Genomic DNA, 16550 nt, shown 5'->3' on the forward strand with positions numbered 1-16550 from the left:
CGATGGCCTTCGTGCTCAGACGGCTCTGCCGCCTGCTGCTCTCCCTCGCGGTGGTGGTCACGGCCTCCTTCGGCATGATGCACCTCATCCCCGGCGACCCGGTGCGGGCCGCGCTCGGCCCCACCGCCTCGCCCGAGCTCATCGAGGCGCGCCGGGCCACGCTCGGGCTCGACCTGCCGCTGCACGAGCAGTTCTGGAACTACCTGACCGGGCTGTTCCGGGGTGAGCTCGGCGTCTCGATCGCGACCGGCGAGCGGGTGTCCGACATCGTGGGGGAGCGGCTGCCCGCCACGCTGGAGCTGGCGTTCGCCGCCGTGCCGCTCACGTTGCTGCTGGCCGTACCGCTGGGCATGTGGCTGGCGGCGCGCACGGAGAACGGCCGGCGGCGCGGCACCGAGCTGGTCTTCACCACGGTGTCCGGGTTCGTGCTGGCGCTGCCGGAGTTCCTGGTGGCGATCGGGCTCGTCGTCGTCTTCTCCGTCACCCTCGGCGTGCTCCCGCCCGCCGGGCGCGGCGACCCGTCCACGTACGTGCTGCCCGTGGCCGCGCTCGTGCTCGGGCCAGCCGCGCTCATCACCCGGCTGATCAGGCTGGAGACGCTGCGGGTGCTCGGCGAGGAGTACGTGCGGGTGGCCAGGGCCAAACGGCTCGCGCCCGCCCGGCTCTACCTGCGGCACGTGCTGCCGAACACGCTCACCGCGACGCTCACCATCGCCGGGCTGCTGCTCGCCGGGCTGATCGCGGGCAGCGTCATCGTCGAGAACGTCTTCGCCTGGCCGGGCGTCGGCTCCCGGGTGGTCCAGGCGATCGTCAGCAAGGACTACCCGGTCGCGCAGGGCATCGTGCTGCTCTACGGAGCGGTCGTGCTGGTCGTCAACATCGGGGTGGACGTGCTGCTCGGCCTCGCCGACCCGCGGTCCCAGATCAGGAGGCACTGATGGCCCGCCGGATCTCGCCCACCGGCCTCCTGGGCGCGGCGCTCATCGCCGTCGTCCTGCTGCTCGCGATCGCCGGCCCGCCGCTCTGGGGCGAGGCCGCCGCGCGGATGGACACCGGCGGCATCAACGCGCCCGCCTCGGCCGAGCACTGGTTCGGGACGGACGCGCTCGGCCGCGACGTGTTCGCGCGCACCATGGTCGCCGCCCGGCTCTCGCTGCTGCTCGCCACCCTCGCCACGCTGCTCGGCGTCGGCGCGGGCATCGTGCTCGGCGCCCTGCCCATGGTGCTCGGCCGGCGGGGCGCCCGCAGCATGACCACCGTCGTCGAACTGCTCGTCGCCTTCCCGGGGCTGCTGCTGGCGATGGCGCTCGCCGTCGTGGTGGGGCTCGGGTCGCGCGGTGCGGTGCTCGGGCTGGGGTGCGCGATGGCGCCGGGGTTCGCCCGGCTCACCCAGACGCTCGCCGCGTCGGTCGCCGGGTCCGACTACCTGGCCGCGGCGAAGGTGCTGGGGGTGGGGCGCCGGCGCAGGCTGACGCACTACGTGCTGCCGAACATCGCCGAACCGCTCATCCTCAACCTCACGGTCTCGCTCGGCCAGTCGTTGCTCGCGCTCGCCGGGCTCTCCTTCCTGGGGCTGGGCGTGCAGGCGCCCGAGTACGACTGGGGCCGGCTGGTCAGCGACGGCATGACCGGGGTGTACATCTCGCCGATGACCACGGTCGGCCCCGCCGCGGCGATCTGCGTGGCGGCGCTGGGGTTCACCCTGTTCGGCGAGAGCCTGTCGCAGGCGGCCTCCGGCCGGCGTGCCGCCCGCGGGCGCTCCGCCGTACGCGAGCACGTGTCGCTGCCTCCGGAACCGGGTGCGGTGCTGCGGGTCGAGGAGCTGACCGTCACCTTCCCCGGCGGCCTGCGGCCGGTCCGGCGCCTGTCCTTCACCGTACGGCAGGGCGAGATCGTCGGCATCGTCGGCGAGTCCGGCTCGGGCAAGAGCCTGACCGCCTCGGCCGTCGCCGGCCTGGTGCCGCACCCGGGCACGGTCACCGCCAAGCGCCTCGAACTGGCCGGGCACGACCTGCTCGGCCTGGGCGAGCGGCAGCGCAGGCACCTGCTCGGCACCGAGCTCGCGATGGTCTTCCAGGACCCGATGAGCGCGCTCAACCCGGCCCTGCGGGTGGGCGCGCAGCTCGCCGAGGTCGCCACCACGCACCGGGGCGCGAGCGCGGCACAGGCCCGTGAGCTCGCCGTGGAACGCCTGGGCGAGGTCGCGCTGCCCGAACCGGCACGGCTGGCCCGGCAGTACCCGCACGAGTACTCGGGCGGCATGCGCCAGCGGGCGGTGATCGCGATGGGGCTCATGGCCGAGCCCGGCCTGATCGTCGCCGACGAGCCCACGACCGCGCTCGACGTGACCGTGCAGCGGCAGATCCTGCGGCTGCTGCGCGAGGTCACCGACGGGCGGGCCGGCGTGCTGATCTCGCACGACCTGGCGGTGGTGGCGCAGCTCTGCTCGCGGGTGCTGGTCATGTACGCGGGACGGATCGTGGAGGAGCTCACCGTCGAGGAACTCCGGGCCGGGCCCGCGCATCCCTACACGCGGGCGCTGCTCGACTCGCTGCCGACCCTCGACAGCGACCGGTCGAAACCGCTGCGCACGATCCCCGGCCGCCAGCCGGGACCGGGCGAGCGCCTGGACGGCTGCCCGTTCGCGCCACGCTGCGAGGCGGCGAGCGACCGGTGCCGGGCAGAACGCCCCTCGCTCACCGGCGGCGTCGCCTGCCACCACCCGCTGAAGACGAAGGAGGCCGTGCGATGACGCTCGTGGTCGAGGGGCTGAGCGTCCGGTACGGGTCCTTCCTGGCCGTCGACGACGTCAGCTTCTCCGTGCCGCCCGGCGGCGTGCTCGGGCTGGTCGGCGAGTCGGGCTCGGGCAAGTCCACCGTCGCCCGGGCCGTGGTCGGTCTCGTCGAGCCGTCGGCGGGCACCATCACCGGCGCCGCGCGCAGGCAGCTCGTCTTCCAGGACCCGTACGCCTCGCTGAACCCCAGGATGACCGTCGGCGCCGCGCTGGCCGAGGCGGCCATGCTGGCCGGGGTGCCGCGCGCCGGGCGTCCGGCGGAGATCGCGCGCCTGCTCGACCTGGTCGCCCTCGAACCCGCCACCGCCGCCAGGCACCCGCGCGAGCTGTCCGGCGGCCAGCGCCAGCGCGTCGCCATCGCCAGAGCCCTCGCCCTCGATCCCGGCGTGCTCATCGCCGACGAGATCACCTCGGCGCTCGACGTGTCCGTGCAGGGCGCGGTGCTCAACCTCGTCCGTGACCTGCGCACCGAGCTGGGATTGTCGATGCTCTTCATCTCGCACAACCTCGCCGTCGTGCGGTACGTGTGCGACGAGGTGGCGGTCATGCGGCGCGGGGCGATCGTCGAACGGGGACCGGTCGCCCAGGTGCTCGCCGCGCCCGCGCACGACTACACCAGAGAGCTCGTCGAGGCCGTTCCCACCCTCTAGGAGGAGCGATTGCGGCCACTAGGAGGACTGGGGATGAACATGGAGGAACCTAGCGTCGAACCTGTGAGCGCCCCGCGTCCCCGGCTGGGGAGGATTCTCGGAGATCTGGGTTCGACCCTGTTCGACAGCGTGATCGGCACCCCCGACCCCACCCGCGAGGTGGGCGGGGTGGTCATCCACGACCCCCAGGACGACCCGTCGAGCTGGCGCGACTCGGTCGTGCTCGGCGTCGGCGTCCACGGCCCCGACCACGTCGCCGAACTCGTCCGCCTGGCGGGCAAGCTCGCGGCGGCGGCGGTCATCGTCCGCTCGCCCGCGCTGCGCCCCGGCCACGCCGACGAGGTGCGCGAGGCCGCCGACCAGGCGGGACTCCCCGTGCTCTCCCTGGTCAGGGGCGCGTCATGGACCCAGGTCGCGGCGCTGCTGCGGACCGTCCTGTGGGTCGACGAGGCGTGGCCGAAACCGGGCGAGTCGCCAGGGGGCATCCCGTCCGGCGACCTGTTCGCCCTCGCCAACGCCGTCGCGGCGCTCATGGACGCGCCCGTCACCATCGAGGACCGCGACAGCAGGGTGCTCGCCTTCTCCCACCGCCAGGACGAGGCCGACTCCTCCCGCATCGCCACCGTGCTCGGGCGGCAGGTGCCGTCCGAGATCAGACGGGTGCTGGAGGCGCAGGGCGTCTTCCGCACCCTCTACCAGAGCGGCGCGCCCCTCTACCTCGACGGGCTCAGCTCCATGCCGCGGGCCGCGATCGCGGTCAGAGCGGGCGACGAGATCCTCGGCTCCGTCTGGGCCGCCGTCTCGGGGCCGCTCTCGCCCGAGCGGGAGAACGCGCTGCGCGACGCGGCCAAGCTCGTCGCCCTCCATCTGCTCAGGTTCAGGGCCGACAGCGACGTCCAGCGCAGGCTGCGGGCCGACCTGCTGGCGACCGCGCTCGAAGGCGGGCCCACCGCCGCGGACGCCGCCGTACGGCTGGGGCTCGACGCGCGCACCTCCTGCTGCGTCCTCGCCCTCGCGCTCACCGGCGACCCGCTCGCCGCCGACCGGGTGGCCGACGAGCAGCGGATGGCCGACGCGCTCGCCGTCCACCTGTCGGCCATGCACCACGGGACCGCCACCGCCCTGCTCGACGGCGTCGTCTACGCCGTACTGCCCAGCCCGCCGGGACGCGTCGACGCCGAACGCCGCGCCCTGCGCATCGCCGAAGGCTTCGTCTCCAGGATCGGCGAGCGCGTGCCGGCCGTCATCGGCGTCGGACGCGCCGCCACCGGACCCGCGGAACTGCCGCTCTCCAAAGCCGGGGCCGACCGCGCCCTGCGCGCCTTACGCAGGGGCAGGCTCCCGCGCCGCGTGGCCTCCTTCGGCGAGGTCTACATGGAGTCGCTCCTCGCCGACCTGGCCGAGCGGGTGAGCGACGAGGAACTGCCCACGCTCGGACCCATCGTCCGGTTGCGCGCCTACGACGCCAGGCACCAGACGCGGCTCACCGAGACCCTCGCCGCCTGGCTCGACGCCTTCGGCGACGTCAACGCCGCCTCCCACGCCGTCAACGTGCACCCCAACACCTTCCGCTACCGGCTGCGCCGGCTCACCGAGGTCGGCGGCATCGACCTCGACGACCCCGACGCCCGCTTCAACGCGATGTTCCAACTGCGCCTGGGGCGCTGACACCAAGGTTCCGCCGTTCCTTCAGCGGCCGCGATGAAGCCCGCAACCGCAGGTCAGAGCGACGATCCAGGCATGAGATCACGCATCGTCGCCACCGCGGCGGCCCTCACACTCCTGACGGTGGCGACCCCCGCGCACGCCGGCCAGACCGACCCCGCAACCCTCCAGCGGGCCGCCGACGAGATCATCGCCCGAGGTGGCGGCTCGACCGTCCTGCAGGTGCTCAACGGCAACCGCCGCACGACCGTCACGTCGGGGATCGGCAACCTCCAGACCGGCGAGCCCATTCCGGCCGGGTCGCTCTTCCGGGTGGGGAGCATCTCCAAGCCGTTCATCGCCGTCACCGTCCTGCAGCTCGTCGGCGAGGGCAGGATCGACCTGGACGCCTCCATCGACCGCTACCTGACCGGGCTGGGCCTGCCGTACTCGTCGGAGGTGACGGTGCGGGGGCTGCTCGACATGAACGCGCGGGTGGCCGACTTCGTACCCGCCTACTGGGCTCTCCACCAGGACGACCTGGCCTGGCTCAAGACCCACCGGTTCCGCTCGTGGAGCACGCAGGAGCTCGTCGACCTCGCCAAGACCCTGCCCAGGCCCGCGGGATACGCCTACTCCAACACCAACTACGTCATCCTCGGGATGCTCATCGAGAAGGTCACCGGCCGGCCGTACCAGCGGGAGGTGGACGAGCGCATCGCCAAGCCGCTCGGCCTGCGCGACACGTACTTCCCCTATGAGGAGGTCGCCATCCGAGGGCCGCACGCCCGGCAGTACGCGATCAGCCCCCAGGACCCCGGCACCCACCACGACATCAGCGACCAGAACACCACCTACCTGGGCGCGGCCGGCGCCCTGGTCAGCACGCCCGCCGACCTGATCACCTTCAACCGGGCCCTGCTGAAGGGCAAGCTCCTCGGCAAGCGGCTCCTGCGGCAGATGATGACCTTCGCCACCGTCGCCGACGATCCCACCAAGAGCATGGGACTCGGCTACATGAGCTGGACGCTGCCGCCCTGCGGCAAGACGATCTACGGCTTCGGCGGGCGGGTGCTCGGCACGTACTCGGCCCTCTTCGGCACCGGCGACGGCAAGGACGAGCAACTGGCCCTCAGCCTCGCCTCGCACGACAGCAATGCCACGGCCCCCCAGAACGCGAGGGTCCGCGAGCTCGTGTACGAGACCTTCTGCGACTGACCGCACGCCAAGAGGCCCTGCCCCGACCGGACAGGGCCTCTTCGGGGTCAGGAGCAGAAGGCCGCGTCGACCATCTTCTGGGCGTTCGCCATGCTGGCCCCCTTGGAGCCGCCGGGGGTGAACGCCACGGCGAACTGACGGCTCCCGTCACGGGTGCCGAACATCATGGAGTAGACCCCGATCGCCGCGCCCGTGTGGCCGAACAGGTCCTTCCCGCAGGACGTCTTCCAGAACTCGATCCCGAGCCCCCACTCGGCGCCCGTGACCATCTGCCGGAGCAGGTGCGCGGGGAGCAGCGCGCCGGAGAGCAGCGCCTGGGTGAAGGCGGCCAGGTCGGCGGGGGTGGAGATCAGCTCGCCCGCCGCGTTGAACGCCGACGGGTTCCAGTCGGTCACGTTGGCGAGCGGCACGTCCGGGCCCACCGGGATGTACGCCTCGGTGTGCGGGCCGACGATCGTCGGGTCGGTGCCCGGGAAGTAGGTGTCGCTCAGCCCGAGCGGACGCAGGACGCGGCGCGTGACCTCCTCGGCGTAGGCGCGTCCCGTGACCCGCTCGATGACGAGGGCGAGCAGCGTGTAGTTGGTGTTGGCGTAGCCGAACGAGCCGAACGGAGGCACGTCGTCGGTGCTCTTCCTCGCCAGCTTGAGCACGTCCCGCAGGGTGTAGGTCGTGTAGCGCACGCGGTCGAGGAGGTCCTGGATGTCCTTGGCGTCCTGGTAGAGCTCGCCGTCGTAGTCGGGGATGCCGGAGGTGTGGTTGAGGAGGTGGCGGATCGTGATGGCGCGGTTCTTGAGCAGCGGGTGCGGGAAGTAGCCGCGCGCGGGCGCGTCGAGGTCGAGGCGGCCCTCGTTCACCAGTTGCAGGACGACGGTGGCGACGAAGCTCTTGGTCGTGCTCCCGACGCGGAAGCGCGCGCGGTCGGGCACGGGCGGCTTGGCGGGGTTCATCGGGTCGGCCACCCCGGCCTTGAAGTCACGGACCTGACCGCCGTCGACGATGCGGGCGGCGAGCCCGCCCACGCCGGCCATCTCGTCCAGCACCTGCTGGATCCGGGTGTCGTCGGGGGTGGCGGCCTCGGCGGTGACGGGGAGCAGCGTCAGGACGGTCGCTGCGGTAGCGAGGATGAGGCGGAGTTTCATGGGTGCATGGTGCGAGCGCCCGCCCGGGCGATACTTCGGCCTGCGCGCCCAAGCCTGCGCGAAAGCGTCGTCCCCGCGCACCAGGGGTGTTGTGCTTGCATCGGCGCATGACACTTCCGAACTACACCTGCGCCTGCGGCCTGTCCCACGAGGTCGTCGCTTCGAGGTGGCGTTGCGACTGCGGCGGGCTGCTGGAACTGCCCGAGCACGAGCTGGTCTGGAAGCCGGGCGGCGAGGGCTCGATGTGGCGCTACGCGGCCGACATCGCCGGCGGCGCGCTCGACTGGGCCGCGCTCAGCCTGGGCGAGGGGCGCACGCCGCTGGTCGAGGAGCGGCCCGGGCTGTTCCTGAAGCTGGAGTACGTGGCGCCCACCGGGTCGTTCAAGGACCGGGGGGCCGTCGTCCTGGTGGCGCTCGCGCGGCTCGCCGGCGCGGACAGGCTGGTCGCCGACAGCAGCGGCAACGCGGGTACGGCTGTCGCCGCCTACGCCGCCCGCGCCGGCATCGAGGCGGAGATCTTCGTGCCCGCCGGCACGAGCGAGAAGAAGCTCACCCAGGTCAGAGGCCACGGCGCGCAGGTCACCGTGGTCCCCGGCACGCGTGAGGACACCGCCGCCGCGGCGATCGAGCGGGTCGAGGAGGGCGGCGCGTTCTACGCCAGCCACGTGTACAACCCGTTCTTCCACGAGGGCACCAAGACCTACGCCTATGAGCTTGTCGAGCAGCTCGGCCGGGCTCCCGGCACCGTCGTGCTGCCCGCGGGGAACGGCACGCTCGTGCTCGGCGCCCACCGCGGGTTCGCCGAGTTGCGGGCCGCCGGGGTGATCGACCGGATGCCGCGCGTCGTGGCCGTGCAGGCCGAGCGGTGCGCGCCGCTCGCCGGGCGGACCGGCTTCCTTCCCACGGTGGCGGAGGGGATCGCGATCGCGGACCCGGCCAGGCGCGAGGGCATCCTGCGGGCGGTCGACGAGGTGGTGACGGTCACGGAGGCGGAGATCGGGGCGGCGCGGGCCGAGCTGGCGCGGCGCGGCCTCTGGGTGGAGCCGACCGGCGCGGTGGCCTATGCGGCGGCCGCGCGGGCACGGCACTACGAGGGGCCCGTGGCCGCGCCGCTCTGCGGCTCGGGGCTCAAGCACTGAGCGCGGGCTGCGCCGGGGCACGGCGGGTGTCCGAATCCTTGGTGCGCCGCGACATCGTCACCGTCGCGCCCGCTTCCTAGCGTGGCGGGCATGAGGACAGTACTGCGGGCGGACCGGGTGTTCGACGCCGAGCGCGGCACCATGCTCACCGGCACGGACGTCGCCGTCGAGTCCGGCCTGATCACGGCGGTCGGCCCCGACCTGGACGGCGGGCAGGTCGTCGAGCTGCCGGGACGGACGCTGCTGCCGGGCTTCTTCGACGTCCACGTGCACCTGACCGGCGTGTGGAGCCACGCCGACGAGGTCAGGGAGCCGGACGGCGACGTGCTGGCGGTGCGGGCCGCGGTGGACTGCGCCAGGCTCCTGGAAGCCGGGTTCACCACGGTCAGGGACTGCGGCTCCATGATCGCGCTCAGCCTGCGCGACCTGGTGGCCGGCGGGACGATCCGCGGCCCCAGGATCGTCGCGGCGGGTCCCGTGCTGTCGCAGACCGGAGGGCACGGCGACCACCACCACCTGCCGCTCGACCGGGCGCGCCTGGTGCGGGGCGCGGCGATCGCCGACGGGCCGTGGGCGTGCCGGAGCGCGGTGCGCGAGGCGGTGCGGGCGGGCGCCGACTTCATCAAGATCTGCACGACCGGCGGGGTCAGCTCCGAGCGCGACCATCCCAAGGACGAGCACTACACGCCCGAGGAGATCGCCGCCATCGTGGCGGAGGCGCACCGGCTCGGGCGCAGGGTCGCCGCGCACGCCCAGGGCCGTGCCGGGGTGCTCAACGCGGTCAGGGCCGGGGTGGACTCGATCGAGCACGGCTACTTCCTCGACGAGGAGTGCGTGCGTGAGATGGCCGCGCGGGGGACCGTGTACGTGCCGACCTTCGACCTGCGGCGCTTCTTCGAGCGCGACGATCCGGCGTTGCCGGAGTGGCGGCGGGCCAAGCAGCGGGAGGCACGGGTGGCCATGCGGCGCTCGCTGCTGCTGGCCTACGAGGCGGGCGTGCTCATCGCCGCGGGGTCCGACTATTACGGCGTGCCGTACCGCGCTCACGGGGACAACGCCGACGAGCCCATCGAGATGGTCAGGGCCGGGCTGCCCCCGGTGGCGGCGTTGCGGGCGTTGACGCTGAACGCGGCGCGTGCCCTCGGGATGGCCGGGGTCACCGGCAGCGTCACCGAGGGCAGGCAGGCCGACCTGGTCGCGGTCGAGGGTGATCCGCTGGCCGACGTCACGGCGCTTCGACGGGTCGCTTTCGTCATGAAGGCCGGAGTCGAGGAGACGGCCGGGCGGAGGCTGGGGTGTCGTCCGGCCGTCTCTGATCGTGGGGCCCGGTTCTAGCGGGTGCCTCTTCTGAGGGCGAAGCCGCCCGCCGTCATCAGGGCGAGGGCCGTTGCCCCGGCGGCCAGCCACAGGGGCCAGCTCGGGGCCGGACCGTCCGGGGTGGGGGCGCCGTAGCCGCCGGCGTAGCCCTCGGCCGCGTAGGACGAGCCGGGCAGCTTGGCGGCGTAGCGCTCGTGGACGAGCCGCTGGTAGTCGGCCACGGGCAGGCCCGCCGCGCCGACCGATGAGGTCGCCTCGCCGTTCAGGGGGACGACCATGCCGTCGCGCAGGGCGTACCAGGCGTTGAGCTGGGGCTCGCGGAAGACGGTGCCGGGTTGCGAGCCGTACTTGTGCTCGTCGTCGCCGCTGGCGATGTTGCTGACCGTCCAGCCGCCGGAGGGGGTGCGGGTGGTCCAGACCGAGGCGAGCTGGCCGTCGGCGGCGCGGGCCCGGGTCGAGAGGAAGGCGAAGCGGGCGATCTGCGGGGCCTGCCCGGCGACGAAGGCCGGGTTGAGGTCGTAGACCGGCACAGGCCGGTCGGCCAGGCGCGAGGAGACGGTGGCGTCGCTCGCCGGTCCGCCCTTGGCGCCGAAGAACCGGCCGAGCGTGGTGCGCGACTTGGCGACGGCGGCCTGGGCGGCGCTGAGGTCGGCCGCGGAGGGCGGGGCGGGGTCGGCGGCGACCGAGGCCGGGTCGGGGTCGGCATGGGCGGTGCCGGAGAAGAGAGCGAGCGCGACGGCGGTGAGCAGGAGGAGTCGCTTCATGTCAGGCCCCGATGTAGTTGAGCGAGTGGGTCCAGAAGAAGGAGCCGTTGGAGACGTAGTAGTTGTACGTCGTCCAGTTGTAGCGGGTGCTCGACGGCCAGGGGTTGCTCCAGTAGACCAGCGACTGGCTCTGGTCGTAGCCGTAGATGATCTCCATGTGGCCGCCGCCCGAGGTCCACTGGATGCGCGTCATGATCGGCCGGTCGGCGTCTATCTCGCGGATGATCGCCGCGTAGGTCAGGTAGTTGTAGACGTAGGTGCCGGGGTTGATGCCGATCTGCCGGAAGGCGTTCTGGTCGTTGGCGAGGGTGGCCTGGTTGTTCGGGCAACTGGAGTTCATCGACCGGTTGAAGGCCAGGTTGCAGAACTGGTTCTGCGAGTAGGAGTAGCCGTACCACGCCGCGATCGAGTTGCCGGTGGCCGCCCAGCACCAGTTGGAGTACTGCTGGGCCTGCTGGGTGAAGTTGAGCCGGCGCCACGTCCACGCGTGCGCGGGTGCGGTGGTGGCGAGCAGGGTGAGCGCGGCCAGGGCGAGCGCCACGGCCAGGCGGAAGAGCCTCCGCATGAAGTGCTCCTTCGGTTGGGGGGTGTTGCCTGGCATGGTGCGCCGGGCCGCGAGAGCCGTACAAGACGGGTCAGAACGGGCGCACGGCTACTGTGAAATTCAGGAGGCCGCGAGCTTGTGGAGCTGTGAACGGGTGGGAAAATTCACCTGTGCCGGAGTTCCACACCACGTTGCGCGCGGCGGTCGAGGCGCGCGGGCTGACCCTGGAGCGGTTACGTCACCGGCTGGAGGAGCGGGGGCTCAAGGTCGGCGTGACCAGCCTGAGCTACTGGCAGTCGGGGCTGCGCCGCCCCGAGCGCGAGGAGTCGATCCGGGCGGTGACGGCGCTGGAGGAGATCCTCGCGCTGCCGCCGACCGCGCTGACCTCGCTGCTGAGACCCCGCCAGCGCGGGCCGGCGCCCTACTCGACGATCATGGAGCCGGCGGCGGCGCTGGCCGGGATGCTGGAGGAGCTCGGCGCCACCGCCGACGACCGGCGGCTGCACATCAGCGGCATGTTCGAGAACGTGCGGATCGGACCCGACCGCAGCATCGCGCGGCGCGAGACGCTGCAGGTGGTGCAGGCGCACGAGGAGCGCGCCGACCGCTACATCATGATCTACCGCGCCGACGCCGGCTGCCGGGTGGACCAGGTCGAGGTGCGGGCGCTGGAGGACTGCCGGGTCGGCCGGGTGCGCCGCGACGGGCCGACCCACCTGGTGGTCGCCGAGCTGCTGTTCGACCGGGCGCTGGCGGTGGGGGAGACGCACGTGCTGCGCTACGAGCTGACCGACGCCAGCGGCGCCGAGGCGCGCGAGTACGAGCGCGGCTTCCGCTTCCCGGCCGGTCACTACACGCTGCGCGTCGCCTTCGACCCGGCCGCGCTACCGGTCAGGATCCGCCGGTACGGCAGGCGCGAGGAGGAGCTGACGCTCAGCGCGCACCGCTCGGCGCATCTGGCGGAGAGCTCGCTGCCGCCCGGCCTGGTCGGTCTGAGCTGGGACTGGCCGTGAGCTCCGCCTGCGGCGCGACGTAACGCATCAGCAGGCTCGCCTCGACGACCTCCTCGCCCAGCGCGGCGTAGGTGTGCGGCTCGTCGGCGGTCCAGGTGAGGTACTCGCCGGGCCCGGCGGTCATCGGCCGCCCGGGAGGACCGGCGCGCAGGGTGCCGCGGAAGACGGTGATGTGCTCGGTGACCCCGGCGTGGTGCGCGGGCGAGGACTGCGTGACGCCGGGCGGGACGCGGATGCGGTAGAGCTCGTAGCTCACCTCGCCGTCGTCGAAGACCTGCAGCAGCTTGGCCTCGACGGCGGTGCCGTACACCTCGCCCTGGCCTTCGAGCAGCGCGGTCAGCGGGACGCCGAACTGGGCGGTGATCGCCCAGAGCGTCTCCAGGGTGGGGTTGCGGGTGCCGTTCTCGATGCCGGACAGGGTGGCCTTGCCCAGGCCGGCCCGGCGGGCGAGCTCGGACAGGGACAGTCCGCGCGCCTCGCGCAGCCGCCGGACGTGCCGGCCGAGTTGTGCGGGATCGGAGGGTCTTCCCGGCTCGCCGGTCATGCGACTAGTGTTCCGTAAATGGAACGCCTGCAGCCGCTCATCGCCGGCCTGGTCACCGCGGTGGTCGGCTTCGCCAGCTCGTTCGCCGTGGTGCTGGCCGGCCTGCGGGCGGCCGGGGCCGACGAGCGCCAGGCGGCCTCCGGCCTGATGGCGTTGTGCGTGTCGGTGGGCGTCGTCGCCATCCTGCTCGGGCTGTGGCTGCGCATGCCCATCAGCATCGCATGGTCCACACCCGGCGCGGCGCTGCTGCTGACCACCCCGAACACCGACTTCGCCGCCGCGGTCGGGGCCTTCGTCGTCTGTGGCGTGCTGATCGTGCTGGCCGGGTTCTTCCCGCCGCTCGGGCGGCTCATCGGGGCCATTCCCAAGCCGATCGCCAGCGCGATGCTCGGCGGGGTGCTGCTCAAGCTCTGCCTGGCGCCGGTCGCCGGACTGACGCAGGCGCCACTGCTCACCGTCCCGGTCATCCTGGTCTGGGCGCTCCTCTACCGCGTCGCCCGCACGCTGGCCGTACCCGGCGCGCTCGTCGCGGCGATCGCCGCCATCGCGCTCACCACCGAGGGACTGGGCACGCTGGACCCCTGGCCGCCGGTCGAGTTCACCGCCCCGGTCTTCGACCTAGCGGCCGTGGCCGGGATCGGGGTGCCGCTCTTCCTGGTCACCATGGCCTCGCAGAACGTGCCGGGCATGGCCGTGCTGTCCGGCTTCGGCTACCACCCGCCGCTGCGGCCGGTGCTGCTGGCCACCGGCGCCGCCTCGGTCGCCGGGGCGGCCTTCGGCGGGCACGCGATCAACCTGGCCGCGATCACCGCGGCGCTGGCGGCCGGGCCGGACGCCTCGCCCGACCCGGGGCGCCGGTGGATCGCCTCCGTGACCGCCGGCGCCTCGATGATCGTGCTCGGGCTGCTGTCGGGGCTGGCCGCGGCGCTCATCGTGCTCTCGCCGCCGGTCCTCATCGAGGCGGTGGCCGGGCTGGCGCTGCTGGGCGCGATGAGCAACGCGGTGCTGGAAGGCTTCCGGCAGGCCGAGGGGCGGGAGGCGGCGGTGGTGACCTTCGTGGTCACCTTCTCCGGGCTGTCCTACCTCGGCATCGGCTCAGCCTTCTGGGGGTTGCTGGCGGGCGGGCTGATGCACCTGCTGCTCCGCCCTCAGCCTGCTTCGGAACCGGCCTCGCCGAGGGAGCGGGTCACGCGCGCGACGGAGTCGGAGTAGTCCGGCTCGGGCGCCATCGCCGCCGCCATCCGCAGATGCGGCAGCGCCTCGCGTGCCCGGCCGGCCCGCTCCAGCGTCCGCCCCAGCAGGAAGCGCGCGTAGTGGTCGCTCGGATCGCGCTCCACCAGCGCGGTCAGTGCCTCGCGGGCGCGGCCGAGCTGGGCGGAGTGGTAGTAGGCGCGGGCGGCCAGGAGCTGGACTCCGTGGTCGTCCCCGTGCTCGTGCAGCAGGGGCTCGAGAAGCCGGAGAGCGCCGAGGGCATCCCGCTGGGCCAGCAGGCGCTCGGCGAAACGGTAACGGTCGACGTGGGTGCTCATGGTTAGTTGAACAATAAACTATCGCCACGGCATTCCCCCTGTTGCGGCTGCGACATATGGGACAGACCGCTACCATTCACGGGATGTCCGGTTCGTCGGGAGTGATGGCACCTCCTCAGCCCGCCCAGCGGATGCCGTCACCGTACTCGCTGCCCCTGCACGCCCTGCGCCTGGCGGGCAAGTGCGCGCTGCCGCTGATCCTGTGGTTCTCCTGCGGGGAGTTCCTCCGCTGGGGCCTGCTCTACCTGGCCACCGAGATCTCCCACGGCGACTACCGCCAGGCCCGCCTGGTCGCCACCGTCACCCTGATGACCTGCATCGTGCTCCTGTCGATGGTCATCACCGCCGGGACCTTCCACGCCCTGCGCGGCGCCATGTGGGAGCACAAGGCGCGGATGGCAGCCGGCGAGGAGGACGAGCGCTTCTGGTCGGTCCTCAACCGCGTCGCGCCCACCTTCGCGGTGATCTACCTGGCCTGGAGCTTCCACGTCACCGACGTGGCCGCCTTCCGCGACATGGACCGCTTCCACAACCTGGACGACAACTTCTGGGTGCCGATCCTCACCAACGTCGCCAACAACAACGACGCCGAGGAGACCACCCTGGCGCGAGGCCTCATGGACCTCGACTGGCGGCTGTCCCTCATCGCCTCGGGCGTCGCCTTCGGCCTGCGCTTCCTGTTCAGCAAGCTGGTCGAGCGCGGCGGCAACAAGTACGCCGGCGTCGGCATGGCCTTCGCCGAGTTCGCCTTCATGTTCTGCGGCCTGAACGCGGTCCTGATCCTCAGCCGGCTCCGCGGCGGCTGGACCGAGCACCGCGCGGTCGTCGCCGGCGCCAAGGACCAGCTCGAACAGGCCAAGTCGACGATTCCCGGCTGGGAGACGGTCTCCGACTTCCTCGCCACCGTCTGGCCGTACGTCATCGAAGCCCTGATGACCCCCTTCGCCTGGCTGGCCCTGGCCATCCTGGCGTACGGCGGAGCCGTGGACGACGCCCGCCGAGCCTTCCGCGGCAGCCGCATCGAAGCCGGCCTCCAGCGCCTCGAAGGCAGCCACGCCCTCACCCAGCGCTCGGCCAACCGGGTGATCGGCGGCTTCCAGGACCGCTGGGTCCCCGTTCTCAACGCCTGGCGCGTCACCAACCGGGGCGGCCTGCCGCTGTTCGGCATGGTCTGCCTGCTCTACGTCGGCCTGCGGGTCGGCGCCGACTACGGCGACCGCGCGGTCCGCACCCTCATCGGCTCGGACGTCGAGTTCATGTGGCTGGTGGTCAGCTACCCGGTCACCTTCGTCAAGGGCCTGCTGCTGACCAGCCTCAGCTTCTGCGTCCTGGCCGCCGCCTACGACATCGCCGCCACCCGGGCCCGGATGCGCGGCGAGGACCTCAGCGCTTGAACAGCAGCAGGTGGTTCTGGAGCTCCATCTCCTCCTCGGTCGCCGGGCGCATGAGCTCCGACGTCGGCGTGTCCGCCCGGTAGGTGCTCGGCCGCAACCGCAGCCGCACCTCGTCGGCCACGTCGGCGGGGACGATCGCCAGCGCCTCGTAGGGGTAGGGCCGGCCGATCTCGTGGTTCTCCAGCGGGACCTTCTTGTCGTCGGAGATCTCCACCTGCCAGCGGCGGCCGCGCAGGTCCTCGAACTGCAGTTCCGGAGGGCCGATCAACTGGGCGCCGTCGGCGTCGACGGCCTTGCGGGTGATCACGGCCTTCAGCCACTGCTTGCCCGGGTCCACGACGGTGCCGGCGGGCGGGACGAAGCGCTCGACGCTGGCCTGCCAGGAGACGTGGTTGAACGTCACCTCGCCGCCCGGCTCGGCGACGTGCACGATGTCGGTGGGCTGGCCGGACTTGTAGAACAGGTACCGGTCGGCGGTGGGGGCGCCGAGGGCGACGACCAGGGCGGCTACGGCTGCGACGCCGTACAGGGCCTTGCGCCTGGGGCGCTCGGGGGTCGGCGCGGCGGGCTCTTCGGCCGCGGGCGGCTCCGGCGGGACCGCGCCCTGACCGCCCTGGCCGCCCTGGCCGCCCTGACCGCTCTGACCGGTCTGCGTGGCGGGGGCGGGCTGCTGGGCCGGGGTGAACAGCGGGCCGGCGCTGGGCAGCGCGGGCATGGGCTGCGTGCTGCTGCCCACGGGCTCCCGGGCGGCCGGGGGCCACACCTGGTGGTCGGGCCGGATGGCGGGCCGCCGGTAGTTCGGCAACTGCTGCGGCGGCGCGGGCCGGGCCGGCCGCTGCGGCAACGGCCCCCCAGGCTGCT

Annotated in this window: 16 protein-coding genes; 10 read left to right on the top strand and 6 right to left on the bottom strand. The window is 72.8% G+C overall.

Going from position 1 to position 16550, the window contains the following annotated elements; translation table 11 throughout:
• The first annotated feature begins 2 nt into the window (after positions 1 to 2).
• From AB0I67_RS00560 to AB0I67_RS00580, 5 genes are all read left to right on the top strand, one after another.
• A complete protein-coding gene (locus AB0I67_RS00560; RefSeq protein WP_357915304.1) occupies positions 3 to 938 on the top strand; it encodes an ABC transporter permease in 936 nt (311 codons plus the stop codon).
• Positions 938 to 2752, top strand: a complete 1815-nt coding sequence (locus tag AB0I67_RS00565) for a dipeptide/oligopeptide/nickel ABC transporter permease/ATP-binding protein (protein ID WP_357915307.1) — start codon at positions 938 to 940, stop codon at positions 2750 to 2752. Before AB0I67_RS00560 ends, AB0I67_RS00565 begins: the two co-directional genes overlap by 1 nt.
• Entirely contained in the window at positions 2749 to 3444 is a 696-nt protein-coding gene (locus AB0I67_RS00570) for an ATP-binding cassette domain-containing protein (protein WP_357915310.1), read from the top strand. The genes AB0I67_RS00565 and AB0I67_RS00570 overlap by 4 nt, the downstream gene beginning before the upstream one ends.
• Before the next feature lie 63 nt (positions 3445 to 3507).
• Entirely contained in the window at positions 3508 to 5112 is a 1605-nt protein-coding gene (locus tag AB0I67_RS00575) for a helix-turn-helix domain-containing protein (RefSeq protein ID WP_357915313.1), read from the top strand.
• A gap of 72 nt (positions 5113 to 5184) precedes the next feature.
• Positions 5185 to 6306 carry a serine hydrolase domain-containing protein gene (locus tag AB0I67_RS00580; protein WP_357915317.1) on the top strand — a complete coding sequence of 374 codons (1122 nt, stop codon included), beginning with the start codon at positions 5185 to 5187 and terminating at the stop codon, positions 6304 to 6306.
• A 47-nt stretch (positions 6307 to 6353) separates the two neighbouring features.
• Here AB0I67_RS00580 and AB0I67_RS00585 read toward each other — a convergent pair whose 3' ends face one another.
• The gene (locus AB0I67_RS00585; RefSeq protein ID WP_357915320.1) at positions 6354 to 7445 is read right to left on the bottom strand and encodes a serine hydrolase domain-containing protein; all 1092 of its coding nucleotides are present in this window, start codon (positions 7443 to 7445) and stop codon (positions 6354 to 6356) included.
• A gap of 107 nt (positions 7446 to 7552) precedes the next feature.
• Here AB0I67_RS00585 and AB0I67_RS00590 point away from each other — a divergent pair, with 107 nt between their 5' ends.
• Together AB0I67_RS00590 and AB0I67_RS00595 are read left to right on the top strand one after the other, a co-directional pair.
• The gene (locus AB0I67_RS00590; RefSeq protein ID WP_357915322.1) at positions 7553 to 8584 is read left to right on the top strand and encodes a pyridoxal-phosphate dependent enzyme; all 1032 of its coding nucleotides are present in this window, start codon (positions 7553 to 7555) and stop codon (positions 8582 to 8584) included.
• A gap of 90 nt (positions 8585 to 8674) precedes the next feature.
• Complete coding sequence (locus AB0I67_RS00595; protein WP_357915325.1) at positions 8675 to 9919, top strand: amidohydrolase family protein; 1245 nt, start codon at positions 8675 to 8677, stop codon at positions 9917 to 9919.
• Here the strand turns inward: AB0I67_RS00595 and AB0I67_RS00600 are convergent.
• Entirely contained in the window at positions 9916 to 10665 is a 750-nt protein-coding gene (locus AB0I67_RS00600) for a hypothetical protein (RefSeq protein WP_357915328.1), read from the bottom strand. The genes AB0I67_RS00595 and AB0I67_RS00600 overlap by 4 nt on opposite strands.
• Before the next feature lies 1 nt (position 10666).
• Entirely contained in the window at positions 10667 to 11230 is a 564-nt protein-coding gene (locus AB0I67_RS00605; protein WP_357915331.1) for a papain-like cysteine protease family protein, read from the bottom strand.
• A 149-nt stretch (positions 11231 to 11379) separates the two neighbouring features.
• On the opposite strand from AB0I67_RS00605, the gene AB0I67_RS00610 reads away from it, so the two are divergent.
• Positions 11380 to 12222: a hypothetical protein gene (locus AB0I67_RS00610; RefSeq protein WP_357915334.1), complete on the top strand. Its 843-nt coding sequence runs from the start codon at positions 11380 to 11382 to the stop codon at positions 12220 to 12222.
• Here AB0I67_RS00610 and AB0I67_RS00615 read toward each other — a convergent pair.
• On the bottom strand, positions 12143 to 12766 hold the full coding sequence (locus tag AB0I67_RS00615) for an XRE family transcriptional regulator (RefSeq protein ID WP_357915336.1): 624 nt from the start codon (positions 12764 to 12766) through the stop codon (positions 12143 to 12145). The two genes, AB0I67_RS00610 and AB0I67_RS00615, sit on opposite strands and share 80 nt — an antisense overlap.
• An 18-nt stretch (positions 12767 to 12784) precedes the next feature.
• Between AB0I67_RS00615 and AB0I67_RS00620 the strand changes: the two genes are divergently transcribed.
• Complete coding sequence (locus AB0I67_RS00620) at positions 12785 to 13978, top strand: benzoate/H(+) symporter BenE family transporter (protein WP_357915339.1); 1194 nt, start codon at positions 12785 to 12787, stop codon at positions 13976 to 13978.
• On the opposite strand, the gene AB0I67_RS00625 is transcribed toward AB0I67_RS00620, so the two are convergent.
• A complete protein-coding gene (locus AB0I67_RS00625; protein WP_357915342.1) occupies positions 13915 to 14295 on the bottom strand; it encodes a tetratricopeptide repeat protein in 381 nt (126 codons plus the stop codon). The two genes, AB0I67_RS00620 and AB0I67_RS00625, sit on opposite strands and share 64 nt — an antisense overlap.
• 83 nt (positions 14296 to 14378) lie before the next feature.
• Here AB0I67_RS00625 and AB0I67_RS00630 point away from each other — a divergent pair, with 83 nt between their 5' ends.
• Positions 14379 to 15689, top strand: a complete 1311-nt coding sequence (locus tag AB0I67_RS00630; protein WP_357915345.1) for a hypothetical protein — start codon at positions 14379 to 14381, stop codon at positions 15687 to 15689.
• Here the strand turns inward: AB0I67_RS00630 and AB0I67_RS00635 are convergent.
• Positions 15679 to 16533 carry a hypothetical protein gene (locus AB0I67_RS00635; RefSeq protein WP_357915347.1) on the bottom strand — a complete coding sequence of 285 codons (855 nt, stop codon included), beginning with the start codon at positions 16531 to 16533 and terminating at the stop codon, positions 15679 to 15681. The two genes, AB0I67_RS00630 and AB0I67_RS00635, sit on opposite strands and share 11 nt — an antisense overlap.
• Positions 16534 to 16550: the final 17 nt, after the last annotated feature.

Source organism: Nonomuraea sp. NPDC050310 (assembly GCF_040655795.1).
In the GTDB taxonomy this organism is placed as follows: Bacteria; Actinomycetota; Actinomycetes; order Streptosporangiales; family Streptosporangiaceae; genus Nonomuraea.

Bases quoted from the DNA above. Each gene is read 5' to 3' on its own strand.
- AB0I67_RS00560 (WP_357915304.1), top strand. From the start codon at position 3: ATGGCCTTCGTGCTCAGACGGCTCTGCCGCCTGCTGCTCTCCCTCGCG.
- AB0I67_RS00565 (WP_357915307.1), top strand. From the start codon at position 938: ATGGCCCGCCGGATCTCGCCCACCGGCCTCCTGGGCGCGGCGCTCATC.
- AB0I67_RS00570 (WP_357915310.1), top strand. From the start codon at position 2,749: ATGACGCTCGTGGTCGAGGGGCTGAGCGTCCGGTACGGGTCCTTCCTG.
- AB0I67_RS00580 (WP_357915317.1), top strand. From the start codon at position 5,185: ATGAGATCACGCATCGTCGCCACCGCGGCGGCCCTCACACTCCTGACG.
- AB0I67_RS00585 (WP_357915320.1), bottom strand. From the start codon at position 7,445: ATGAAACTCCGCCTCATCCTCGCTACCGCAGCGACCGTCCTGACGCTG.
- AB0I67_RS00590 (WP_357915322.1), top strand. From the start codon at position 7,553: ATGACACTTCCGAACTACACCTGCGCCTGCGGCCTGTCCCACGAGGTC.
- AB0I67_RS00595 (WP_357915325.1), top strand. From the start codon at position 8,675: ATGAGGACAGTACTGCGGGCGGACCGGGTGTTCGACGCCGAGCGCGGC.
- AB0I67_RS00600 (WP_357915328.1), bottom strand. From the start codon at position 10,665: ATGAAGCGACTCCTCCTGCTCACCGCCGTCGCGCTCGCTCTCTTCTCC.
- AB0I67_RS00605 (WP_357915331.1), bottom strand. From the start codon at position 11,230: ATGCGGAGGCTCTTCCGCCTGGCCGTGGCGCTCGCCCTGGCCGCGCTC.
- AB0I67_RS00615 (WP_357915336.1), bottom strand. From the start codon at position 12,766: ATGACCGGCGAGCCGGGAAGACCCTCCGATCCCGCACAACTCGGCCGG.
- AB0I67_RS00620 (WP_357915339.1), top strand. From the start codon at position 12,785: ATGGAACGCCTGCAGCCGCTCATCGCCGGCCTGGTCACCGCGGTGGTC.
- AB0I67_RS00625 (WP_357915342.1), bottom strand. From the start codon at position 14,295: ATGAGCACCCACGTCGACCGTTACCGTTTCGCCGAGCGCCTGCTGGCC.
- AB0I67_RS00630 (WP_357915345.1), top strand. From the start codon at position 14,379: ATGTCCGGTTCGTCGGGAGTGATGGCACCTCCTCAGCCCGCCCAGCGG.